Genomic DNA, 23,926 nt, shown 5'->3' on the forward strand with positions numbered 1-23,926 from the left:
AAACGACCGATATGTGATTATCGGCCAGGCGGGAGACCGGATGCCATGAATCCTCAAGCCCTTTATGCGGCACTGCCCGATCTCAGCGCGCGCATCATGCAGTCGGTCGTGGTCAAGACGCTCAACGCGAACTGGGATTCCTTTTGTCAGTACAATCAGCTCAAGTCCTTGAAACTGGACGATGATCCCAAAGAAGTTCTGGCCAAGGAAGAGCTGGTCATCCAGCAGGGTTTTGTCCAGCTGACCGCGGGCCAGACCGATTTGTGGTTCGATATGGGCCAGCGCTATCGCTCGATCAAATATGGCGCGCTGGGACTCGCTATGATGACCGCAGGCACGCTGGGGCAGGCCTTGCAGATCGCCTGCAAATATCAGGCGCTCACCTTTTCGCTGATGCACTATCGTTTCGTGGCGCAGGAAAACGGCGCTGCCGCGCTGATCGCGGATCACGAGGGAATAGCGCCGGATTTGTACGATTTCACCCAACAGCGCGATCTGGGGGCGGTGCATACGCTGATCCGCGACCTCATGGGCAGCGACCAGGTGCTCGAGCGGGTGACGGTGGCCGCGCCGCCGCCGCGCAACTGGAGCGAGCTGCGGCGCAGCTTCCATTGCCCGGTCGAGTTCAATGCCGACCGGACCCGGTGGATCTTCCTGCCGAACGCGGTCAACCGGGCCCTGCCGCTAGGCGATCTGGAATTGCAGACGCTGTATCTCACCCGCTGCGACCAGACGCTGGGCAAGGCGCGATCGGATGCGCCGATTTCGCACCGGCTGTCCATTCTGCTGAGCGCCTGTTCCGATGCGACCATGTTGCAGGCCGGCGATGCGGCGCGCAGGCTGGCCCTGTCCGAGCGCACGCTCCATCGCCGCCTGGCTGATGAAGGCACCCGGTTTTCCGCGATTGTCGACAAGGCGCGCTATGACCGCGCCTGCCAGCTGCTGGCCGACCCCAGGATGTCGGTGGAAGGCATCGCCTTCGCGATCGGTTTTGCCGAGCCTTCCAGCTTTTCGCGCGCATTCAAGCGCTGGTCGGGCATGGGTGCACTCGAATATCGCAGGAACATGGCCGGCCAGATGCCCAGGACCAACTGAACGATCCCTGCCCGGTGCCCGCCGCTGGTAGCGGCACCGGGCATCGCGATCGTCACGAATAGACGAATTCCGGCCCGTCCAGATCGATCGAGGGAATGTCCTCGGCCTCGGTCCAGTAGTCCTGCGAGTGCCGCCATTCGGGCCGATCGCCCAGGCGCTTGGGCAGCTTGGCAATATCGCGCATCAGATAGCCGGGGTTGAAATTATCGTCTTCAATCCACGGAGTGCGCGGGTCGTCCGCAATATCCCCTGGAATGACGATCCTGACTTCCCTGGCACCCTTGGCGTCAGCGTGCTGCAGCAACCGGCAGACGAAATCGCCCAGCAGGTCCACACGCAACGTCCAAGCCGCGCGGAAATAGCCGAACACCCATGCCAGGTTGGGCACGTTGTCAAACATCATGCCGCGGAATGTCGTCCTATTGCCCCAGTCGACCGGCTGGCCATCGACTTCGAAGACAATTCCCCCCATGACCAGCAGATTGAAGCCCGTGGCCGCCACCACGAGATCGGCTTCCAGATGCTCGCCCGATTCCAGGGCAATGCCCGAGCTCGTGAAATGTGCAATCCGGTCCGTTACCGCAGAGACCTTGCCCTCGCGCATCTTCACGAACAGGTCGCCATCGGGAATGAACGCAAGGCGCTGTTGCCATGGCCGGTAACGCGGCACGAAATGCGGCGCGAATTCGAACTCTTCACCCGCATAGAGCCGGACCAGCTCCTTCAGTTCCTCTACCACCGCATCGGGCTCGGTCCTTGAGCGGCGGTCCAGGGTCTTGAGCTGGTGCAGATAGTCGAGCCTTGCACATTGATGGACCGTGTCCTCGTCCGCGCCGATTTCCCGAAGACGATCGGCAAGGTCGGACCGGTTGGGATAGCAGAAGAAATAGGTGGGCGAACGCTGCAGCATCGTGACATGGGCTGCCTTGTCGGCCATGGCCGGAATGACCGTAGCCGCCGTGGCACCGGAGCCGATGACGACCACCTTCTTGCCGACATAATCCACGCTGCCATCCCATTTTTGCGCGTGGACCAGGGTGCCATTGAAATCTTCCATGCCGGGCCATTGGGGCAGAAACGGATTTTCGTGATCGTAATAGCCTTGGCACATCCACAGGAAGTTGCACTTGTAGGTCTTTCCGGCGGCACCATCGGGCGTACGGGTTTCGACCGTCCACAGGCGCTCGCTGCTCGACCAGGCGCAGCGGGTGATGACTGTGCCGTATCGGATGTGCTGATCGAGATCGTTTTCGGCAATCACGCCGGAGAGATATTTGAGGATCTCCTCGCCCGAAGCGATGGGCGCGCCGACCCAGGGCTTGAAACGATAGCCGAAAGTATAAAGGTCCGAATCGGAACGAACACCCGGATAGCGATGCGTGTGCCAGGTACCGCCGAAACTCTCCTTGGCCTCCAGAATGGCAAAGCTCTTGCCGGGGCATTGGGTCTTGAGATGGTAGGCGCTGCCGATCCCGGAAATCCCCGCACCCACAACCAACACGTCAAAGGCTTCAACTTCGCCCGGTGCATGGTCCAATGCGGCTTCGAGTACCTGAGACACAGTCAATATCCTCTCGTTCTGGCTGCTGCACGCACAGGGCGAAGGTAGGCGCGTGCTTTTGTTGATGTCCGCATTTCACTTGCGAACGGACCGGGAGACCACGTCTGGTTTTGCCAACTTTCTGACTGTTTCTGCCAATGACGAGATTTGACCCGCAAGGCGGCCGTCATTCAAGTTGCATCATGATGGGTACAAACAGCCGGTGCATGCGGGATAAATGCGTGCCATCAGGAAGACCTGCTGGCGGCAAGTGGCAATCGCACAGAATTGCGCTTGTGTTTGCCGCTGGTTTTCGGACTTTGTGATTCGCCGCAAACTATCGGCAGCTTGTGTCCGACACAGACATCTGCAGTCAACATTTCGAATGACCGATTGTGGGTCGGCGGCCGCCGGAAGGTTCTGTGACTTTGCGGTCATTGCGTGCGGGACGCCTGATTGTCGAGGCCTACCGTTACTGAGGGGCAGATCTGACGGTAGCTTTCCGCCAATCACCCCCTTACCCGCCATTCAACAAACTGGCCAACTCCAGCCTTTATCTCCGAGCAGCCTGCGGAAACTTAGGCCGGAGAACGTTGGCGCCACCTTTGAGCTGATCGAGATAATCAGACCAATGCTGCATCATGCGGACCCGCTCTTCCCAATACTGCCCGCGAGTATAGGCTCTGCGCACGGCGTTGGCTTCTACGTGGGCAAGTTGCCGTTCGATGGCATCGCTGTTCCAGATACCCATCTCATTCAGCAGCGTTGCTGCCATGGCGCGGAACCCATGCGCGGTCATTTCGTCCTTGGTATACCCCATTCTGCGCAGCGCGCCGTTGATGGTGTTATCCGACATCGGTCGGTTTACTGACCGCAATGACGGAAAGAGATAGATGCTGTAAGCTGCGTCATGCTCGATCTGGCGCAAGATTTCCAAAGCCTGGCGTGACAGGGGCACGGCGTGAGGCCTTCGCATCTTCATCTTGTGCGCAGGAATCGTCCAAACCTTGCGACTAAAGTCGAACTCAGCCCATTCAGCATGCCGGAGCTCGCCAGGGCGAACAAAAACGTTTGCGAGGAATTGCATCGCGATCCGAGTCAGAACGTCGCCCTCATAGCCGTCCATTGAGCGCAGCAAGGCTCCTGCTTCGTTAGGCGTGGTGATTGCAGCACGGTGCACAACTTTAGGCGTCACCAGCGCGCCACGAAGATCAGCGCACACATCACGCTCGGCCCGCGCAGTCGCGATCGCGAAGCGGAAAACCTGACTGCAGGTGGTCCGTACGCTGGTTGCGGTATAGAACCGTTTGGTCCGTTCGATTTTCTTGAGCGCAACCAGAACCTCATGGGCAGTGATCTTGGAGATCGGTCGCCGCCCGATGGTGGGCGTCACCAGACCAAGCTGCCACTCGTACTTCTTGATCGATGCTGCCGCCCTATCCTCGAGCTTGACCTTCTCCAACCATTCGGCGGCCACCAATTCGAAGGAGTTGGACGCCGCAACGCTATCGGCGATTTTGTCCAGCTTGGCCTGGTCGACGGGATCGATACCGTCCGCGATCAGCCGCCGGGCCTCAATGAGGCGCTGCCTGGCTTCAGCCAGACTGACTTCGGGGTAGCGACCGAACGACACCGTCCGCTGGCTGCCGAAATGACGGTAGTTCATCCGCCAGTATTTGGTGCCGCTGGGCTTCACCAGCAGGTACATTCCGTCCCTGTCAGACAGCTTGTAATCGTTGGCTTTGGGCTTGGCGCGAGCGACGGCTGCCGCTGTAAGCCCCGGTATTCTAGCACTTCCAGCCATTGTGATGGACCTCTCACCAGCAAGTTTGGCTGCAGGTCCATCAAAAACCCCATCAAATGGGCAATGTGTAGGGGAACATTACTGGAACTGCTGGGAAAGCATATCACAAAAAAGTGCTGTAAAACAGCTGCTTACGCGACGTTTTCGGACCCCCTGAGAGAGGCCTTGGAGCGGGTAGCGGGAATCGAACCCGCCTAGCCAGCTTGGAAGGCTGGAGCTTTACCACTAAGCTATACCCGCGCGCCTGGCGCCGTGTGGCGTGGTCGGGCGCACATGCCACCGGATGCGGGGCGCGTCAATATCTGGCGTGATGCGCCGCGACCGGCTGAGCCCCTGGCCCCAGCGCTATCCCCGCCCCTATTGCTGCGCCAGCCAGTGTTTCAGCAGATCATGCGCGATCGCGAAGGGCGGCGGCGCGATGAAGGGGGCGCTTTCGTCTCCCGCCATCGCGGCGCGGACCTCATCGACGCTGAACCAGCCTGCCTCCTCGATCTCGGTGGTATCAAGCGTCAGTTCATCGCTCAGAGCCTCGCTGGTGCACGCGATCATCAGCGACGAGGGGAACGGCCAGGGCTGGCTGGCGACATAGCGCACGTTCCTCACGCGCACGCCCGCTTCTTCCCACAGCTCGCGCGCGACCGCTTCCTCGATGCCCTCGCCCGGTTCGACGAACCCGGCCAGCGCGGAAAAGCGGCGCGCCGGGAAGCGCGGTTGGCGGCCGAGCAGCACCTTGCCCTGATATTCGGAGAGCATGATCGTTACCGGATCGACGCGCGGGAAATGCTCCGCGCCGCAGCCGGTGCACGTGCGCGACCAGCCGCCCTTGCTCATCGCACTCGCCGCGCCGCACAGCGAGCAGAAGCGGTGTCGGGCATGCCAGTCGACAAGTGTGCGCGCGCCGCCATAGAGCGCCAGCTCGTCGGCGGGCAGCCCTGCGAGCATCTGCCAGACACGCGGATTGTATTGCAGCCCAGACCCGCGTTCGCCGCGTTTCAGCTCGGCAAAATGCGCCTTATCGTCGATCAGGCCAAGGAAGATGAACTCGCTGTCGGGCGCGGCATCGGCCAGGCTGCGCCAGACCAGCCGGCCTTCGAAATCCACCTCGGGCTCAAGCCCGTTGAGGCTGAGCAGCTTCGCCTTCCAGTTCATGTATCCGGCGAGCCGGTCCGGATCGACGCGCACCTGGTCGGCACGGTCCATGCGGTTGCCGGTCAGTGCCGGTGCAATCAGCGACAGACTCATGACGATGCCCCCGGCCCGCGCTCAGCCCATCGCCTTGAGCTGCTCGTACACCATCTGCGGGAATTCGCGCTGGAACGGATAGGTATCGGACGGCATGTACTGGGTATAGCCCGATGCGCGAATGCCGCGGACATGATCGACAAAAGCCACGGTCCCCGCAGCGCCGCCCCAGCCATAGGTACCCGCCGGCCCCTTGTCGTTGCCGAGGCCAACGCGTCCGCCCGCGCCAAAGCCCTGGTTTTCGACCCAGGTCCCCTTGGTCACCGCGGTCTGCGGCAACAGGTTGGACATGCCCATCAAGGCCGTTTGCTCGGACATGATCCGGGTGCCGTTCAGCTGCCCCTTGCCGACCAGCATCGCGAGAAAGCGGTCATAATCCGCCGCGCTGCTGACCAGCCCTGCCCCGCCGAACGGGAAGGCGGGCGGCACGGTGAAGATGCTGTCCTGCGCCGGATCGATCGGGATCAGCGCACCGGCAAACGGCGCGTAATTCGTGCTGAGCCGCGCGACCTCGCTCTGGGGCACGGTCCAGTAACTGCTCGTCATGCCAAGCGGATCGAAGATGTTCTTCTGCAGGAACGCGCCGAATTCCATGCCCGATGCGATCTGGATGACATAGCCGAGCAGGTCGAGCCCGATCGAATAGCTCCAGATCGTGCCAGGCTCGGCAATCAGCGGCAGCGCAGCGACACGGCGCGCGAATTCGTCGATTGGCGGGGTTGGCGCGGGTACCGGGAAGCCGGGGATCGGCGTCTTGCTGACCGCACCGGGATTGATGCCCTGCTTGAGATATTCCTCGAGCAGCGGTCCCTTGGTGACGATGCTATAGCCGAGCCCCGCCGTGTGCGTCATCAGGTGGCGCGGGGTGATCAGCGTCTTGGCGGGTACCGAATCGAGGTTCTTGGCCGGATCGGTCAGCACCTTCATGTTGGCGAATTCGGGGATGAAATCGGCGATCGGCTGGTCGAGCTTCAATTTGCCCTGTTCGATCAGCATCATCGCGGCCATGCCGGTGATCGGCTTGGTCATCGAATAGACGCGCCAGAGCGAATTGGCATCGACAGGGGTCGGGATGTCGAGCGCAAGATTGCCCGCGCCGATCAGAGCCGCCGGCTGCGCGCCAAAGCCGAGCGAGACCAGCATGCCCGCCACTTTCTTGGTCGCGACATAATCCTCCACCTGCTTGCGGATCAGGCTGAAATCCCCGCTCGCCATCGCCCGGGCATAGCCGGGCATCGCAGCGAACAGGCCCAGCAGACCCGCCGAACCCAGCATGTGGCGGCGACTCATCTGCGGCATCTGGCTCATAAGCTTCGACATGTGTTTCTCCCGTTCATCGGATCTGCACCTTTGGCCAGTCCGGCTTTATCGATACTGAATGGCCACGGCCGCCGCCTTGGCGAACAGCGTAGGAAGCCCGGCTTGCGCAATATGTTCCACCGGCCACCAGATGCCATTCAGGTTTTCAATGGCAACCTTATCGATTTGAGGGCCACGATAAAGCGCCAATGCAAGCTGCAGCGAAAAATGCGTGAAGACATGCGCGACCACACCGTCGAGGATCTGCCACTGGCCGGAGACGGGCGGCTCGGCAGTTCCGTCGCGGCCCGCAGCCCAGCCATCGTCGGGCAGCGCGCGCATCCCGCCGAGCATCCCCTTGCCGGGCCGCTGGACGAGCAGCACCTGGCCGTCCTGTTCGATCCAGAACGCGGTGCCGGTGCGCTGCGGCTTGGCCTTTTTGGGCGGCTTGACCGGCAGCGATTCGGCGATGCCCTGCGCGCGCCCGGCACAATGCGGCGCGAGCGGGCAGAGCAGGCACGAGGGGTTGCGCACCGTGCAGATGGTCGCGCCCAGGTCCATCATCGCCTGCGCGAAGTCGCCAGGACGCTCGCGCGGGGTGATTTCGGCGGTGCGCATCCGGATTTCGGTCCGAGCTGCGGGCAGCGGTGTGGTGATCGCGAACAGCCGTGCGACCACCCGCTCGACATTAGCATCGACAACCGCCGCAGGTTCGTCGAACGCAATCGCTGCGATGGCCGCTGCGGTGTAGTCGCCGATCCCCGGCAAGGCACGCAGGCCCGCCTCGCTATCGGGAAAACGCCCGCAATGCTCGTTCGTCACCGCGTTGGCACAGGCGATGAGATTGCGGGCGCGGGCATAATAGCCCAGCCCTGCCCAGGCGGCGAGCACGTCTTCCTGCGGCGCGGCGGCGAGCGCCTCGACCGTCGGCCAACGAGTCGTGAAGCGCTGGAAATAGCCGGTCACTGCGGCGACCGTGGTCTGTTGCAGCATCACCTCGGACAGCCAGACGCGATAGGGATCGGGCTTCGAACCGGCGCGGCGCGCGGCGGGAGAAACACGCCACGGAAGATCACGGGCATGCACATCATAATGCGCAAGCAGCGCTTCAGCGACCGCGCCGGTGCCGGTTTCCACAATATCATCGCGACACTCGACGGACATGGGGGCGCTATGCCATGGTCGTACGCGAAATGGAAAGCGATAAGCCCGTCACCACCAAGCCGCGCAAGACAGCGCAGCCTGCCCCGGCACCCCGGCGCAGGCGCGGCGGCGATGCGCGCGGTATTGCCGACCTGATTCCGTCGATCGGCGATACCAGCTTTCGCAAGTTCGGTTTCATCCAGAGCTCGCTGGTCAGCCGCTGGGCCGAGATTGCAGGGCCGCGCTATGCCGCGATGGCCAGCCCGGAATCTATCGCCTTTGCCCGCGGCAAGAAGGCCGACGGCACGCTGCATCTCGTCGTGACCAGCGCCACCGCGATCTTCATGCAGCATGCCGAGCCCGAGATCATCGCACGGGTGAACCGGTTCTTCGGTTATGCAGCGGTGGCGCGCGTCAGATATCGCCACGGCACGCTTACGGCGCCCAAACGGCCCGAGCCGCGCCCTGCCCCCCCACCTTCGCTGCGGCCAATCAGCATTGCGCCCGCCGACGGCCTCAAGCCCATTGCCGACCCCGAGCTGCAGTCCGTGCTCGAATCGCTGGCGCGCAGCCTGGAGGAAAAGGAAGCGCGCGAGGCCGCTGCAAGGGCTCCCCGGCAAGCCCCGGTTCAGCTAAGGAGCGACAATCTGAAACCCGTGCGCCTGTTTGCGCCGCCCCTGCCTGATGAGGTCGATCGATGATTGCGCCGTTGCGCCCGCTTCTTGCCGTTTCCGCCATCGCGCTTGCTGCCGCCGCGAGCCTGTTCGCCGTATCGCCCGGTACCGCGCAAAAGGCCGCAGCGCCGGCCGACTGGTCCAACCGCGTGAGCCAGAGCCAGGTCGGCGGGCATGTTCTGGGCAACCCGGCGGCAACGCAGAAGATCGTCGAGTATATGAGCTATACCTGTCCGCATTGCGCGGCGTTCGATCAGGAATCGGATCCCGCGCTGGCCGATGGCTTCATCGCCAAGGGCAAGACCAGCCTGGAGGTGCGCAACTTCATCCGCGATCCGCTCGACATGACCGTCGCACTGCTTGCACGTTGCGGCGAACCGCGCAGCTTCTTCCGCCGCCATCACGGCCTGCTTGCCAGCCAGCGCACCTGGATGACCAAGGCGGGCAGCCTGGGCCGCGACGGCCAGGCCGCCTGGTATCAGGGCGACATCAACGCCCGGTTGAAGCGCATTGCCAGCGATCTCGGCCTGTATGACGAGCTGCGGCGCCATTCGCCGCTCGCCACCAATGCCCAGATCGATGCGTGCCTGGCCAACAAGGCCGAACAGGGCAAGGTGCTGGCGATGACCAAGTTTGCCAGCGAGACCGTCAAGATCGAGGGAACGCCCAGCTTCACCATCAACGGCAAGCTGCAGGCCAATGTCTATGACTGGAAAAGTCTGGAACCGCTGCTGGCCAGCCGCTAAAGCAGAACCCACGCAATTGCCGACCCGCGGGGTCGAACTTCCCCCATGTTTCCGATGACAAGGACCAAGCCTTTATGAAGCGTTTTGCCAGCCTGATCGCCCTGCCCCTGATGCTCTCGATCGCCGCATGCAGCGGTGAAGCCGACAAGGCTGCGGAAGGCGCGCCCTCCGGCGAGCCGATTGCCGCCATCCCCGCGCCTGCTGGCAAGAACTGGACCGAAACCGTCACCAAGACCGACAAGGGCTATTATGTGATGGGCAATCCCGATGCGCCGATCAAGCTGGTCGAATATGCATCGCTCACCTGCAGCCATTGCGCCGAATTCGCCGAACAGGCCTTTGCCACCATCCGCGACAAATATGTCGCCAGCGGCCGGGTCAGCTATGAATTCCGCAATTTCGTGCGCGAACCGCTCGATCTCACCGCATCGATGCTGACCCGTTGCGGACCCAACGAAAGCTTCTTCGCGCTCAGCGAGCAGGTGCTGGCCAACCAGGCGGACATCTTCACCAAGGCGCAGGCCATGGGCCAGCAGCGCTTCGAGGCAGCGCTCGCGCTGCCCGACAATCAGCGCTTCGTCGCACTGGCCGAAGGCACCGGCCTGATCGACTTCTTCGCCCAGCGCGGCATCTCGCGCGATCAGGCGCTGCAGTGCCTGACCAATGTCGAAACCGCGCAGAAGCTGGCCGAAGCAACCCAGACCGCGACCAAGGAAGACGATATCCAGGGCACGCCGACCTTCTATATCAACGGTCGCAAGGTCGATTTCACTGGCTGGCCGGCGCTGGAAACCGAAATCCAGGCAATGGGGGCGCGCTGACCCCCAGCCGCGAAAGGGGTTGAATGGAGCAAGGGGGGTTGATTGCTGACGGAGCCGATCAGGGGGATGCCTCTGGTCAGCCCGTCAATGCGCCCGCCTTCACCGCCCCCATGCGTTTCAAGCGACTGAAACTCAGCGGCTTCAAGAGCTTCGTCGAGCCCGCCGAACTGCGCATCGAACCTGGCCTCACCGGCATTGTCGGGCCCAATGGCTGCGGCAAGTCCAACCTGCTCGAGGCGATCCGCTGGGTGATGGGCGAAAGCTCCGCCAAGTCGATGCGCGGCGGCGGCATGGAAGACGTGATCTTCGCCGGCACCGCCACCCGCCCGGCGCGCAATTTCGCCGAAGTGGCGCTGCTCACCGAGGTCAGTCAGCCCGTGCTCGCCGCGGTCACGGTCGAGGATGGCGAACTCGAGGTCGTCCGCCGGATCGAGCGCGGCGCGGGCAGCGCCTATCGCGCCAATGGCCGCGATGTCCGCGCCAAGGATGTCGCGCTGCTCTTCGCCGATGCCGCCACCGGTGCGCACAGCCCGGCGCTGGTCAGCCAGGGGCGGATCGCCGCCGTCATCTCCGCCCGCCCGGTCGAGCGGCGGCAGATGCTCGAAGAAGCAGCGGGCATTGCCGGACTGCACGTACGCCGCAAGGATGCCGAGCAGAAGCTGCGCGCGACCGAGGCCAATCTCGAGCGGCTGCAGCAGGTGCTGACCGATATGGAGGCGCGCTCGGCCAATCTGGCACGTCAGGCCAAGGCGGCGGAACGCTATCGCGCCTTGAGCCAGCAGATCGCCGTGGCCGAAGCGCGCGCGCTTTTCGCCCGCTGGCGCACTGCGGCCGATGCGGCGAAGCAGGCGCGGGAAGAGGCTGCGGCGGCAGAGGCTGCGGTGGTCGAGGCACAGGCCGCGCAGAACGAGGCCCAGGCCGGACAACGTGCGGCGATCGAGGCGTTGGCCGAGACCCGCGCCGCGTTGCAATCGGCGCGCGATGATGCCCAGGATCTGGCGTTTCGGCTCTCGTCGCTGACCGCAGAGCGCGATGCCGCCGTGCAGCGCCTGGCCGATCTCGACCGGCAGCAGACGCGCATCGCCGAAGACAGCGCGCGCGAGGACCGGCTCACGCACGATGCCACCGCCGCGCTCGAACGGCTGGAAGCTGAAAACGCCCGCGTGCAGGCCGATCTCGCGGCCGAGGATGCGCGCGGACCGGTGCTGGCGCATGCGCAGGACAATGCCGAACGCGCCGTGCGCGAGGCCGAGCTGGCGCTGGCCGAGGCGCGCGCCGAACTCGCCCGTACCGACGCCGACATCAAGGTAGCCGATGCCGCGCTCGCCACTGCGCTGGCCCGCCACCGCCGCGCCGATGAGGAGCTGCAGCGGACCCGGGCGCAGCTGGCCGGGCTGGGCGATGCAGCCGAGCTGGCACGGCTGCGCGACGATGCGCTGGCCGAATGCGAACAGGCGGGGCAGGCCAAGGCGGCGGCAAGCGCCGCGCTGGCCAAGGCGCAATCGGATCGCGATGCGGTCGTTCCGGCGCGCGATGCGGCGCAGAGCGAGCTTGCGACGCTGCGCGCCGAGCTGAACGCGATGACGCGCGAGATCGACGCCTTGACGCGTGATCTGGCCAAGAAGCCGGGCGGAGGCGAGCGCGCACTCGACCAGGTTCAGGCCGACAGGGGTTTTGAAAAGGCGCTCGCCGCCGCGCTGGGGGATGACCTTGGCGCGCCGATTGCCGAGGCCAAGGGCGATGGGCGCTTCTGGACCGGGGCCGATATGCCCGCCGGTCGCCCTGCCCTGCCCGATGGCTGCACCTGGCTTGCCGACCATGTCCGCGCGCCGGAGGCTCTCGCCGCGCGGCTGTCGCTGGTCATGGTTGCGCAGATCGATGCCGGACAAACGCTCGATCCCGGGCTGCGGCTCGTCACACGCGATGGCCGCGTGCGTCGTTGGGACGGATTCGTTTCGAGCGGTGACGGTGCGGCGGCGGCAGAGCGGCTGGAGCGGCGCACCCGGCTGACCGAGCTCGAGGCGGCTCGGCCTGCGCTGGCCGAGCGGCTGGAAGGCGCAGAGACGGCTCTGGCGCTGGCGCAACAGCAACTCGCCGATCTGCAGGCGCGGATGGCCGAGCATAGCCGCGCGCTGGGCACAGCCGAAGCTGCCGAACGCCAGGCGCTGCGCGATCGCGACCAGACCGAGCACGCGTTGCAGCGCGATGCCGAGCGCCGTGATGACCTCGCAGAGCGAATCGAACGTCTGACGGCCGACGCCGACGCTGCCGCGCAGGATCGCCAGGCCGCCCAAGCCGCGCGCGCGATGCTGCCGGATGGCACGGCACAGCGCGAACAGGTGACGCTGCTGGGCGAGCGCAATCAAGCTGCGCAGACGGGGCTGCGCTCCGCAATGGCGGCGCTGGCGGCGCAGGCCCAGGCGGTTTCCGCGCTCCGCGAGCGCCGCGCCACCGTGCGCGCCGAGATCAAGGGTTGGCAGGGCCGATCGGGCGAGGCCGCACAGCGGCTGCGCGAGATGCAGGTTCGCGCCGCCGAGCTGGCGCAAGAGCGTGCTGGCATCGCCGACAAGCCCGAGAGGCTCGGCGAGACGATAACAGCGCTCCAGGCCTCGCTCGCCGAGGCACGCCAAGCGCAAGCTCTGACCGAAGCGGCGTCGCAAGCCGCGGAAAAGGCGCTGGCCGAGGCCGAGCGTCTCGCTGCGGCGACATCCGAAACGCTCGCCCTCGCCCGCGAGCAGCGCGCCGGCGCCACCGCCCGCGCCGAGCATCAGGACCAGCGCCGGATCGAACTCGCACAGGGCTGCGGCGAGCGCTTCCAATGCCCGCCCCCGCTGCTGCCCGAACGCTTCGCCTTCGATCCGGCTCAGATCATGGCGGCCGAGACCGAAGCCGCCGAGCACGAGCGACTGCATCAGGCGCGCGAGCGGCTGGGCGCGGTCAATCTGATCGCCGCCGACGAGCTTGCCGCGCTCGAAAGCGAAATGACGACGATCCGGGCCGAGCATGATGAACTGGTCGAGGCGATCGCAAGATTGCGCGGATCGATCGGCGCGCTCAACCGCGAAGGTCGCCAGCGTCTGCTCGCCGCGTTCGAAACGGTCGATGGCCATTTCCGCACGCTGTTCGCGCGGCTGTTCAACGGCGGCAAGGCGCATCTCGAACTCATCGACAGCGACGACCCACTCGAAGCCGGGCTCGAGATCATGGCCCAGCCGCCAGGCAAGCGCCTGTCCTCGCTGACGCTGCTTTCGGGCGGCGAGCAGGCGCTGACGGCGGTGGCGCTGATCTTCGGCCTGTTCCTCACCAACCCCGCGCCGATCTGCGTGCTCGACGAGGTCGATGCGCCGCTCGACGATGCCAATATCGACCGGTTCTGCGACCTGCTCGATCACATGGCGGCAGTCACCGACACCCGTTACCTGATCGTCACCCACAATGCCGTGACGATGAGCCGCATGCACCGCCTGTTCGGCGTGACCATGGTCGAGCGCGGGGTGAGCCGCCTGGTCTCGGTCGATCTGGGCGGTGCCGAGCGGCTGCTGGCGATGGAATAGGTTGACGGGGCGGCTTTTTGTAGTTACATAAATATCTGCCGGTGAAGGATGGCCATCTTCCCAAGTCAGGCAGGCCAAGAAAAGGACGCGAAAGTCATGACGAGATTTATGCTCTGAGGGACTTGGCCCTCATCCATCGGGGGCGGCTGTGAAGATTAGCTTTGATGAAGCCAAACGGTTGAAGACGCTGAATGAGCGCGGATTGGATTTTCGAGACGCGCCGAAAGTGTTTGAAGGTGTCTGGTTGGTGATCCCAGATGATCGCTTCGAATACGGCGAAGAACGGTTCATTAGCTATGGTGAACTCAATGGCCGGGCGATCGCGATGGTATGGACTTGGCGGGGTGACGCTCGCCGCATAATTTCAATGAGACATGTGCATGCCGAAGAGCTTGAAAACCGCCGAAGAGCCCTGGATTGATCCGGACGATGCTCCCGAATGGACGGAAGACATGTTCCGCCGCGCCGCCGTGTGGCATGGCGACAAGCTCATCCGCCCCGCTGACGGTACGCTCACCAAGCCTGGCCGCCCCAAGTCTGACAATCCCAAGCAGCAGGTGACGTTGCGGCTCGATCGGGCGGTGCTCGAAGGGTTTCGTGCCACCGGCCCCGGCTGGCAGAGCCGGATCAATGCCGAGTTGCGCAAGGTCTTGAAGCTCAAGGATTAACTTCGCGCAATCGGCTGATTGCAACAAATGACCGGGCGCGTGCGCGCTGTCACAGATTATTGTCCCCCTTATGGCAAATCAGCGGTTAACCGTGCTTGACATGCGCCGTTACCAATAGGACCAGTTTGGCGGGGACGATCGGCATGACATCAAATTCCATTCCGGACGCGCTTTCGGAAATGCGCGCCGCCAACCTGCACCTTCAGGCGACGATCGACGGGCTGCGCCAGGCACTGGAAGCCGCCGCCAACGACGCCGACCTGCAGATCACGCGCGCCCGGTCCGAGGAGGCGGCGCGCATCGCCGATCTTACCACGACAATCCAGCAGATGCGCAACCAGATGGAAGCGCAGCAGCGTGCGTCCGACCACGCTCTGCAGGCCGAGCGCGCGGCGGCGCAGGCCGAGATCGTGCAGCTCAAGGGCAGCATCGATGCGCTGCGCCAGACGCTGGATGCCGAGCGCACCGCCGCCGACCAGGCACGGGCTCGCCAGGAATCGGATCATGCGCTCGAACGACAGGCGCTGCAGCAACAGATCCAGGCGCTGCGCGAGCGGATGGAAGAGATGACGAGGGAAAAGGCCTGATGAGCGTGGGCACCGATACCCTGGCGCGTCCCATGACCGAGAGCCAGCGCGCCGCCGCGCTGCGCCGCACCGAGGTGCTGCTGGAGGTCACCCGCAAATGCGCGACGATGACGCAGATCGATGGCGTGCTGGCGATGCTGGTCGAGCTCACCTCGCGCGAGCTCGATTGCGATCGTGGCACGCTGTTCCTCAACGATCCCAAGACGGGCGAGCTTTATTCGCGCTTCGCCCAGGGCAGCCAGAGCCTGGAAATCCGGATTCTCAACAATTCAGGCATTGCGGGCCATGTCTTTCAGACCGGCGAGCCCCTGCTCGTCGACGATGCCTATGCCGATCCGCGTTTCAACAGCACCGTCGACCAACGCACCGGCTACAAGACGCGCAACATCGTCTGCGTGCCCGTGCGCACGCCGCTGGGCCAGATCATCGGCGTGATGCAGAACATCAACAAGCATGACGGCAACTTCACCACCGATGACGTTGCGCTGCTCGAGGAGATGACCAGCCAGGCGACCGTTTTCCTGCAGAGCCTTCAATCAATCGAGGAGATCGAGCAGGTCCGCGCCAAGGAACTCGCGTTCCTGTCGATGATCTCGGAGATCAGCTCGGAGGTGGATCTCACCCGGCTGCTCCAGCGCGTGGTGGCAGAGACGGTGCGGATGTTCGAGGCCGAGCGCGCGACGATCTTCATCCACGACAAGGCGACCGATACCCTGTTCTCGCTTTTCTCGGCGGGCGGCAAGGTCAACGAGATCCGCTTCCCGTCCAATGTCGGCATCGCGGGCACGGTGTTCACGACCGGTCAGAGCCTCAACATTCCGCACGCCTATGCGGACCTGCGCTTCAATCCCAGCTTCGACCGGCAGACCGGCTTCTTCACCCGCTGCATCCTGTGCGTGCCGATCATCAACAAGCAGGGCGAGGTCATCGGCGTCACCCAGGTGCTCAACAAGAAGACCGGTGCATTCACCGACAAGGACGAGCAGCAACTCAAGACCTTTACCGGGCAGATCGCCATCGCGCTCGAGAATTCCAAGCTGTTCGACGATGTGCAGCGGATGAAGCTGTACAATGAATCGGTGCTGCAGAGCATGTCGAACGGCGTGCTGACGCTCGACCCGCTGGGCAAGATCATCACCTGCAACCAGGCTATCGAGCGCATCTGGTCGTGCAAGGCTTCCGATCTGCAGGGACGGCTGCTGTCTGATCTGCTCGACGAACGCGGCAGCTGGATCCTGGACCGCATCGAGAAGGTGAAGGAAGAACGCAGCAGCGACATCTTCCCCGATGCCGAGGTGGCGCTTTCCGGCGTCGTCAAGTCGGTCAACCTCACAGTCATGCCGCTCGTCTCCGAAAGCGACGACAGCAAGCTCGGCTCGATGCTGATGGTCGAGGACATCAGCAGCGAAAAACGCATGAAGTCCACCATGTCGCGCTATATGGACCCGGTGATCGCCGCGCAGATGATGGACGATGACACGCTCGACCTCTTGGGCGGGGTCAGCGCCGAGGCGACGATCATGTTCACTGACGTGCGCGGGTTCACGACCATCACCGAGGAATATGGCGCGCAAGGCACCGTCTCGTTCCTCAACGAATATTTCAGCCTGATGGTCGATTGCATCACCGCGCAGGGCGGCATGCTCGACAAGTTCATCGGCGATGCGATCATGGCCTGTTTCGGCCTGCCCGTCCGCCACGACGACGATCCGGACCGCGCCGCGCGCGCCGCGATAAACATGATCCGCACCCTGTGGGAATGGAATGCCCAGCGCCGCGACCGGGGCCTCAAGACCGTCGACATGGGCGTCGGCATCCATACCGACCATATCGTCTCCGGCAATATCGGCAGCCCCAAGCGGATGGACTATACCGTCATCGGCGATGGCGTGAACCTGGCCAGCAGGCTGGAAAGCGCGTGCAAGGCCTATTCCGCGCGCATCCTGGCGAGCGAGAACACCGTTTCGCGCTTCAACGGCACGTACCGGATGCGCGACATCGACCTGGTCGTGGTCAAGGGCAAGACCGCACCGGTGCGCGTCTATGAACTGCTCGACTATCACGACGCGCAGACCTTCCCGGCGATGCGCGACGTGCTCGGCCATTTCGAGGACGGCATTGCCGCCTATCGCGCGGCGCGCTGGGACGAGGCGATCACGCGCTTCGAGAAATGCGTGTCGCTCAACCCCGGCGACGGCCTGTCACGCACCTATGTCGAGCGCTGCCGCATCCTCAAAGCGACCCCGCCCCATGGGGAGTGGGACGGGGTCTGGGTGATGAAGGAAAAATAGGCCTACAGCCGGTGGCGGCATGTGGGCCGCCGCCACCGGGGCGGGGAAGCTTATTGCAGGCCGAGGTTCATCACCTTGGTCCAGGCAGCCACGAAGTCCTGAGCGAACTTCTTTTCGCCATCGCTGGCGGCATAGACTTCCGCGACCGCGCGCAGTTCCGAGTTCGATCCGAAGATCAGGTCGACCGGGGTCGCGGTCCACTTCAGCTGGCCCGACTTGATATCACGACCTTCGTACAGACCCGCTTCGCTCGGCGACTTGGTCCACTTGTTGCCCATGTCGAGCAGGTTGACGAAGAACGCGTTGTTGAGCTGGCCCGGCGTGCTGGTGAACACACCATGCTTCGCGCCGCCGGTATTGGCATCGAGCGCGCGCAGGCCACCAACCAGCACGGTCATTTCCGGCACGGTGAGGCTCAGCATGTTCGCACGATCGACCAGCATGTCGACCGGCGACATCACGCTGCCCGCGCCGTAATAGTTGCGGAAGCCGTCAGCGGTCGGCTCGAGCGGTTCGAACGCGGCCACGTCGGTCTGCGCCTGGCTGGCATCGCCGCGGCCCGGCTTGAACGGCACGGTCAGGCTGTGGCCGGCCTTGCGCGCGGCCTCCTCGATGCCAGCATTGCCTGCAAGCACGATAGTGTCAGCGAGCGAGATCTTCTTGCCGCCCTTCTGCGCCTTGTTGAAGCCGGTCTGGATCGCTTCCAGCTTGGCGACGACCTTGGTGATTTCCGCCGGGTTGTTGACCGCCCAGTCCTTTTGCGGGGCGAGCCGCAGGCGTGCCCCATTGGTGCCGCCACGCATGTCGGTGTCGCGATAGCTTGCCGCTGCTGCCCAGGCGGTGCGCACCAGTTCCTGCGTGGTCAGGCCCGAGCCCAGGATCTGCGCCTTGAGCGACGCCACATCCTGCGCATCGACCAGCGGGTGATCGACCGCCGGAACCGGGTCCTGCCAGATCAGATCGACCTTGGGCGCGTCAGCGCCCAGATAGCGCCAGCGCGGGCCCATGTCGCGATGGGTCAGCTTGAACCAGGCGCGGGCAAAGGCATCGGCAAACGCATCCGGGTCCTTGTGGAAGCGCTCGGACACCTTGCGATATTCCGGGTCCATCTTCAGCGCGAGGTCGGTGGTGAACATGATCGGCGCGTGACGCTTGGTCTTGTCATGCGCGTCAGGGACCAGGTTCGCGGCGCTCTTGTCGCTGGGGATCCACTGGATCGCGCCGCCAGGGCTGCGCGTCTGCACCCAGTCGAAGCCGAACAGATTGTCGAGATACTGGGTGGTCCAGGCGATCGGGTTGACCGACCAGGCGCCTTCCAGCCCGCTGGTCACCGCATCGACACCCTTGCCGGTGCCGCACTTGTTGACCCAGCCGATACCCTGCTGTTCGGTCGGCGAACCCGCCGGATCGGCACCGATGCACTCTTCGGCCTTGTGCGCGCCATGCGCCTTGCCGAAGGTGTGGCCGCCCGCGATCAGCGCGACGGTTTCCTCGTCATTCATCGCCATACGGCCGAAGGTTTCGCGAATGTCCTTGGCAGCGGCCAGCGGATCGGGATTGCCGTTCGGGCCTTCAGGATTGACGTAGATCAGGCCCATCTGCACCGCAGCGAGCGGCTTTTCGAGCTTGCGATCACCATGATAGCGATCGGCGGCGAGGAACTTCTTCTCACGGCCCCAATAGACCTTGTCCGCTTCCCAGTCGTCGGTGCGACCGCCGGCAAAGCCGAAGGTCTTGAAGCCCATCGATTCGAGCGCGACGTTACCGGTCAGCACCATCAGGTCCGCCCAGCTGAGCTTGCGGCCGTACTTCGCCTTGATCGGCCAGAGCAGACGGCGCGCGCGATCGAGATTGGCGTTGTCGGGCCAGCTGTTGAGCGGTTCGAACCGCTGCTGACCGCCGCCAGCGCCGCCGCGACCATCGGCGGTGCGATAGGTGCCCGCGCTGTGCCAGGCCATGCGGATGAAGAACGGACCGTAATGGCCGTAATCCGCCGGCCACCAGTCCTGCGAGGTGGTCATCAGCGTCTTGATGTCGGCCTTGACCGCCGCGAGGTCGAGCGTCTGGAACTCCTTCGCATAGTCGAAATCGTCACCCATCGGGTTCGACTCGCGCGCATGCTGGCGCAGCGGCGACAGGTCGAGCCGCTCGGGCCACCAGTCCTGGTTCGAATTGGCCGCAGCGGGATTGACCTGCGGCTGGGTGGCGGGCTGCGCAAAGGCGGCAGGCGCCGAAAGCGTGAAAGCCAGCAAGGCCATCACGGAAACGGAGGTGCGACTCATCGGGTTGATCTCCTGCAATGGGACGGCGCATTCGCCGTTCACTGGAGATTAATCCGGGACGAGTTGATCGGGAAAACCGAAAATACTGATCTATGTTAGTGACGGACTAGATCAGCTGATCGTGTCTCCGGGCAGCAGCAGCGAGGAATCGCCATAGGAATAGAAGCGGTACTCGTTCGCGATCGCGTGGGCGTAAACGGCCTTCATAACATCGAGCCCCATCAGTGCCGAGACCAGCATGAACAGGGTCGAGCGCGGCAGGTGGAAGTTGGTCATCAGCCCGTCAATGCCCTTGAAGCGATAGCCCGGCGTGATGAAGATCGAGGTGTCGCCCTCGAATGGGCGGATGATATTGTCGTCGCCCGCGGCGCTTTCGATCAGGCGCAGCACGGTGGTCCCCACCGCGATCACGCGGTTGCCGCGCGCGCGGATGGCGTTGAGGCGGTCGGCGGTTTCGGCGTCGATGCGGCCCCATTCGGCGTGCATCTGGTGGTCGTTGGTATCGTCCGCCTTGACCGGCAGGAAGGTGCCTGCGCCGACATGCAGCGTCAGCATGGCATGCTCGATCCCGGCTTCGCCAAGTTCGGCCATCAGCCGGTCGGTGAAGTGCAGCGAGGCCGTGGGCGCGGCGACCGCACCGTCCTTTTGCGCAAAGCGGGTCTGGTAATCCTCGCGATCGGCCTCGTCGATCTCGCGCTTGCTCGCGATATAGGGCGGAAGCGGCATTGTACCTGCCCGCTCGAGCAGAATCTCGACGGGCTCGTCGCCCTGAAAGGCGAACACGATCGAGCCATCCTCCGCCTTGCTCTCGACCCCAGCCATCACGCCCGCGCCGAAATGCACGACATCGCCCTCGCGCAGCCGCTTGGCGTTGCGCACGAACGCCTGCCAGCGGCGCAGATCGATCCGCTTGTGCAGCGTAGCGCCGATGCGCGCCTGGCTGCCCAGCTTCACCCCCTCGAGCTGCGCGGGGATGACGCGGGTATCGTTGAACACCAGGCAGTCGCCAGGGTTCAGCAGGCGCGGCAGATCGCGCACCGTCGCGTCGGTCATGCTGCTGCCCTGCACATGCAGCATTTTCGCCGCATCGCGCGGGCGAACAGGGCGCAGGGCTATCCGTTCCTGGGGAAGGTCGAAGTCGAATTCGTCAACGCGCATCGTCGGGTGCAATCCATCCAGCAAGGTTCGTCACCCCGCGCAGGCGGGGGTCCCGCTTTCTGTTCACCCTCAGGTGCCGAGCGGGATTCCCGCTTTCGCGGGAATGACGATGGATTGCAAGATTGGCTGGAGAGCGATCAGTTGCTGATCGGCGCGTTCAGCTCGTCGACCGAAATCGCGCGCTCGGCAGGCTGGGCCTGGGCTGCGTAATTGGGCTCGGGCTTGTTCTGCGACTTGAGCGAAGCCTGCAGGATGCGCGCCGGAGTGCTCGGCGGCTCGCCGCGCGGCACGGCGTCGACATATTGCATGCCCGAGATCACCCGGCCGAAATTGGTGTAGCTGTTGTCGAGCGAGAAGCGCGGATAGAAGACGATGAAGAACTGGCTATTGGCGCTGTTCGGGTCCTGCGCGCGCGCCATCGACACGCTGCCGCGCAGATGCGGGAACTTGTTGAACTCGGCCGCGACATCGGGAAGGTCCGAACCGCCGGTGCCGGTGCCCGTGGGATCGCCGGTCTGCGCCATGAAGCCTTCGATCACGCGGTGGAAGATGATGCCGTCGTAAAAGCCCTGGCGGGTCAGCGTCTTGATCCGCTCGACATGGTTGGGGGCAATTTCCGGGTAAAGCTGGATGGTCACCCGGCCACCGGTCGACAGGTCGAGATACAGGATATTGTCGGGATCGGCCTTGTCGGGCGTCGGCACCAGCGATGCGCCGACAGCCGAAGCGTCGGCAGCGTTGTTATCACGCTTTTCCAACGATTCCTTTTCGGCATCGCGCGCCGCCTTGCGGGCTTCCTTGTCCTTGTCTTCGGACGCCTCTTCCTGCTCCTTGGCAGCCTTACGCGCTTCCTTTTCGGCAGCCTTGGCCTTCTTGTCCTCTTCCTTCTGCGCCTGCTTGGCCGCCTTTTCGGCTTCCTCCTGCTGTTGCTTGCGAACCCTGGCCGCTTCCTTCTCGGCCTCGCGGGCAGCGCGCGCGGCGGCCCTGTCGGCCTCGATCTGCGACTGTTCGGTCGGCGCGGAATCCTGCGCCTGGGCAGCGATGGGGGTGAGCAGCATCGGGATGAACGACAGGGCAGCAAGCGATTTCAAGATATTGGGCATATAACCGGGCATTCCTGTTCCATTCATCCGGGGCGGCGTGGCAAAGCCTGCCCCATTTCGGGCACGGCTATAGCCAAAGCATCTGAGCCTGTCATGAATGAACTTGGGCAGCGCGTGCTGTGCGCAGCCTCACCCCTTGAGGCCGGTTTCGCGCACCCGTTTCTCGACATCGATCCGCACCGCATCGGTCACGAAACGGTGGATCGCGCCGCCATAGAGCGCGATTTCCTTGACCAGCCGCGAGGCGATCGGCTGCAGCGCGACGTCCGCCATCAGGAAGACGGTCTCGATCCGGTCGTTGAGCTGGCGGTTCATGCCCGTGAGCTGATACTCGTACTCGAAATCGGTGACCCCGCGAATGCCGCGGATGACCACCGATGCCCCCTGCGCCTCGGCAAAGTCCATCAGCAACGAGCTGAACCCGACCACACTGATATTGGCACCCGGAATCTGCGCAACCTCGCGCCGCACCATCTCCATGCGCTCCTCATCGGAGAACATCGGGCTCTTGGCGATATTGGTGGTGACGCCGACGATCAGATGATCGACCAACTGCGCCCCGCGCTGGATGATGTCCATATGACCCAGCGTGATGGGATCGAACGTCCCCGGGTAAACGCCAATCCGCATGATCTTCTTCCCCTTTGCGATGCCGCTTTTGCAATCAGTTGTCGCGTTCGACAATGTAGCGCGCCAGCGCGCGCAGGGTATCCGCCTCGCGCCCGTAGCTGGCGAGGTGACCGACCGCCTGATCGACGAGGAAGAACGCCTGCTCGCGCGCACGCTCCAGCCCCAGCAGCGACAGGAAGGTTTCCTTGCCCGCCGCTGCATCCTTGTGCAGCGCCTTGCCGGCCTTGGCCTCGTCGCCGGTCTCGTCCATGATGTCGTCGGCAATCTGGAAGGCGAGGCCGATATCGCGGGCATAGGCGCGCAAGGGATTGCGCCCCTCGACGGGCACATTGCCCAGGATCGCGCCCATTTCCACCGATGCGGCGATCAGCGCGCCGGTCTTGAGCCGCTGGAGCTTGGTGACGGTAGGCAGGTCGAACTTCGCCTTTTCCGCTTCCAGGTCCATCATCTGGCCGCCGGCCATGCCATTGGGGCCGCTCGCTTCGGCCAGCGTGTAGATCAACTCGGAGCGGATGAACGGATCGGGATGCGATTGCGGCCCGGCAAGAATCTCGAACGCGAGCGCGTGGAGCGAATCGCCCGCCAGCACCGCGACGGCATCGTTGAACGCCTTGTGCACGGTGGGCTTGCCGCGGCGCATGTCGTCATTGTCCATGCAGGGCATGTCGTCGTGGATCAGTGAATAGACATGGATCGCCTCGACCGCGCAGGCGACACGAACCGAAAGCCCCCGATCGACATTGAACATCGCGGCCGTCGCGGTCAGCAGCAGCGGACGCACCCGCTTGCCGCCGCCGATCGCGGCATGGCGCATGGCCTGGTAGAGGACCGCGCGCGGATCGTCCGGCACCGCCAGCAGCGCATCGAAACAGCCATCCACGTCAGCGGAAATCTGGCGAAAGGCATCGGCCAGCGCGGTTTCGCTGATGGCGGTGGTCATGTCTGTTGCTCCCCTGCCCCGGTCTGCCCGCCGGTTTGATTGAATGCGCGCATCGTGCAGCCGTCAGCCCGCATCGAACGGCATGGTGCCCGCCGCCTGGCCATCGGCCCCGACGCGAATCTTCTCGATCCGCGCCTGCGCCGCATCGAGCCGCTTCTGGCAATGGCCGCGCAAGAGATCGCCGCGCTCGTACAGGCTGATCGAGGCGTCGAGCGGGACATCGCCCGATTCCAGCTGGCGGACGATGACCTCCAGCTCCTTCAGGGCATCTTCGAACGACAGATCGGCAGCTATGGCTTGGACTTCACTCATGCGCACAGCTTTGACCGCTGGCCTGCGCCCGGTCAAG

20 protein-coding genes and 1 tRNA gene are annotated in these 23,926 nt (G+C 64.1%); 9 read left to right on the top strand and 12 right to left on the bottom strand.

Annotation, left to right across the window (positions count from 1 at the left end; translation table 11 throughout):
- The first annotated feature begins 45 nt into the window (after window positions 1-45).
- Window positions 46-1,095, top strand: a complete 1,050-nt coding sequence (locus AX725_RS08480) for an AraC family transcriptional regulator (RefSeq protein WP_066114130.1) — start codon at window positions 46-48, stop codon at window positions 1,093-1,095.
- Between the two features lie 52 nt (window positions 1,096-1,147).
- Here AX725_RS08480 and AX725_RS08485 read toward each other — a convergent pair whose 3' ends face one another.
- The 6 genes from AX725_RS08485 to mutY all read right to left on the bottom strand — a co-directional run bounded on the left by AX725_RS08485 (window position 1,148) and on the right by mutY (window position 8,144).
- The gene (locus AX725_RS08485) at window positions 1,148-2,656 is read right to left on the bottom strand and encodes a flavin-containing monooxygenase (RefSeq protein WP_230962360.1); all 1,509 of its coding nucleotides are present in this window, start codon (window positions 2,654-2,656) and stop codon (window positions 1,148-1,150) included.
- 532 nt (window positions 2,657-3,188) lie between these two features.
- The gene (locus tag AX725_RS08490) at window positions 3,189-4,439 is read right to left on the bottom strand and encodes a tyrosine-type recombinase/integrase (RefSeq protein ID WP_066114137.1); all 1,251 of its coding nucleotides are present in this window, start codon (window positions 4,437-4,439) and stop codon (window positions 3,189-3,191) included.
- Between the two features lie 166 nt (window positions 4,440-4,605).
- Window positions 4,606-4,679, bottom strand: a tRNA-Gly gene (locus AX725_RS08495).
- 117 nt (window positions 4,680-4,796) lie between these two features.
- Complete coding sequence (gene nudC / locus AX725_RS08500; protein WP_060979919.1) at window positions 4,797-5,681, bottom strand: NAD(+) diphosphatase; 885 nt, start codon at window positions 5,679-5,681, stop codon at window positions 4,797-4,799.
- 21 nt (window positions 5,682-5,702) lie between these two features.
- Window positions 5,703-7,001, bottom strand: coding sequence for a serine hydrolase domain-containing protein (locus tag AX725_RS08505; protein WP_067511823.1), 1,299 nt, complete (start codon window positions 6,999-7,001; stop codon window positions 5,703-5,705).
- A gap of 45 nt (window positions 7,002-7,046) precedes the next feature.
- Window positions 7,047-8,144 carry an A/G-specific adenine glycosylase gene (mutY, locus tag AX725_RS08510; RefSeq protein WP_060979920.1) on the bottom strand — a complete coding sequence of 366 codons (1,098 nt, stop codon included), beginning with the start codon at window positions 8,142-8,144 and terminating at the stop codon, window positions 7,047-7,049.
- Window positions 8,145-8,158: 14 nt separating this feature from the next.
- Here mutY and AX725_RS08515 point away from each other — a divergent pair, with 14 nt between their 5' ends.
- The 8 genes from AX725_RS08515 to AX725_RS08545 all read left to right on the top strand — a co-directional run bounded on the left by AX725_RS08515 (window position 8,159) and on the right by AX725_RS08545 (window position 17,464).
- Entirely contained in the window at window positions 8,159-8,824 is a 666-nt protein-coding gene (locus tag AX725_RS08515; protein ID WP_060979921.1) for a DUF721 domain-containing protein, read from the top strand.
- The gene (locus AX725_RS08520) at window positions 8,821-9,543 is read left to right on the top strand and encodes a thioredoxin domain-containing protein (RefSeq protein WP_060979922.1); all 723 of its coding nucleotides are present in this window, start codon (window positions 8,821-8,823) and stop codon (window positions 9,541-9,543) included. The genes AX725_RS08515 and AX725_RS08520 overlap by 4 nt, the downstream gene beginning before the upstream one ends.
- Before the next feature lie 74 nt (window positions 9,544-9,617).
- Window positions 9,618-10,364, top strand: coding sequence for a thioredoxin domain-containing protein (locus AX725_RS08525; protein WP_060979923.1), 747 nt, complete (start codon window positions 9,618-9,620; stop codon window positions 10,362-10,364).
- A gap of 110 nt (window positions 10,365-10,474) precedes the next feature.
- The gene (gene smc, locus AX725_RS08530) at window positions 10,475-13,918 is read left to right on the top strand and encodes a chromosome segregation protein SMC (protein WP_060979946.1); all 3,444 of its coding nucleotides are present in this window, start codon (window positions 10,475-10,477) and stop codon (window positions 13,916-13,918) included.
- Window positions 13,919-14,066: 148 nt separating this feature from the next.
- Entirely contained in the window at window positions 14,067-14,339 is a 273-nt protein-coding gene (locus tag AX725_RS20490; RefSeq protein ID WP_081096893.1) for a BrnT family toxin, read from the top strand.
- Window positions 14,299-14,586, top strand: coding sequence for a BrnA antitoxin family protein (locus tag AX725_RS08535; protein WP_060979947.1), 288 nt, complete (start codon window positions 14,299-14,301; stop codon window positions 14,584-14,586). The genes AX725_RS20490 and AX725_RS08535 overlap by 41 nt, the downstream gene beginning before the upstream one ends.
- A gap of 143 nt (window positions 14,587-14,729) precedes the next feature.
- A complete protein-coding gene (locus AX725_RS08540; RefSeq protein ID WP_155645703.1) occupies window positions 14,730-15,173 on the top strand; it encodes a hypothetical protein in 444 nt (147 codons plus the stop codon).
- The gene (locus AX725_RS08545) at window positions 15,173-17,464 is read left to right on the top strand and encodes an adenylate/guanylate cyclase domain-containing protein (protein ID WP_230962339.1); all 2,292 of its coding nucleotides are present in this window, start codon (window positions 15,173-15,175) and stop codon (window positions 17,462-17,464) included. The genes AX725_RS08540 and AX725_RS08545 overlap by 1 nt, the downstream gene beginning before the upstream one ends.
- A 50-nt stretch (window positions 17,465-17,514) precedes the next feature.
- Here AX725_RS08545 and katG read toward each other — a convergent pair whose 3' ends face one another.
- From katG to AX725_RS08575, 6 genes are all read right to left on the bottom strand, one after another.
- Window positions 17,515-19,746 carry a catalase/peroxidase HPI gene (katG, locus tag AX725_RS08550; protein WP_060979949.1) on the bottom strand — a complete coding sequence of 744 codons (2,232 nt, stop codon included), beginning with the start codon at window positions 19,744-19,746 and terminating at the stop codon, window positions 17,515-17,517.
- A 111-nt stretch (window positions 19,747-19,857) separates the two neighbouring features.
- A complete protein-coding gene (gene queA / locus AX725_RS08555; protein ID WP_060979925.1) occupies window positions 19,858-20,904 on the bottom strand; it encodes a tRNA preQ1(34) S-adenosylmethionine ribosyltransferase-isomerase QueA in 1,047 nt (348 codons plus the stop codon).
- 137 nt (window positions 20,905-21,041) lie between these two features.
- Window positions 21,042-21,662 carry a peptidylprolyl isomerase gene (locus tag AX725_RS08560; RefSeq protein WP_060979950.1) on the bottom strand — a complete coding sequence of 207 codons (621 nt, stop codon included), beginning with the start codon at window positions 21,660-21,662 and terminating at the stop codon, window positions 21,042-21,044.
- Between the two features lie 474 nt (window positions 21,663-22,136).
- Entirely contained in the window at window positions 22,137-22,637 is a 501-nt protein-coding gene (gene coaD, locus AX725_RS08565) for a pantetheine-phosphate adenylyltransferase (RefSeq protein ID WP_060979926.1), read from the bottom strand.
- Between the two features lie 34 nt (window positions 22,638-22,671).
- On the bottom strand, window positions 22,672-23,577 hold the full coding sequence (locus AX725_RS08570) for a polyprenyl synthetase family protein (RefSeq protein ID WP_060979927.1): 906 nt from the start codon (window positions 23,575-23,577) through the stop codon (window positions 22,672-22,674).
- A gap of 63 nt (window positions 23,578-23,640) precedes the next feature.
- A complete protein-coding gene (locus tag AX725_RS08575; RefSeq protein WP_060979928.1) occupies window positions 23,641-23,889 on the bottom strand; it encodes an exodeoxyribonuclease VII small subunit in 249 nt (82 codons plus the stop codon).
- Window positions 23,890-23,926: the final 37 nt, after the last annotated feature.

Origin of the sequence: Blastomonas sp. CCH9-A1, assembly GCF_001557175.1 — a bacterium.
In the GTDB taxonomy this organism is placed as follows: Bacteria; Pseudomonadota; Alphaproteobacteria; order Sphingomonadales; family Sphingomonadaceae; genus Blastomonas; species Blastomonas delafieldii_A.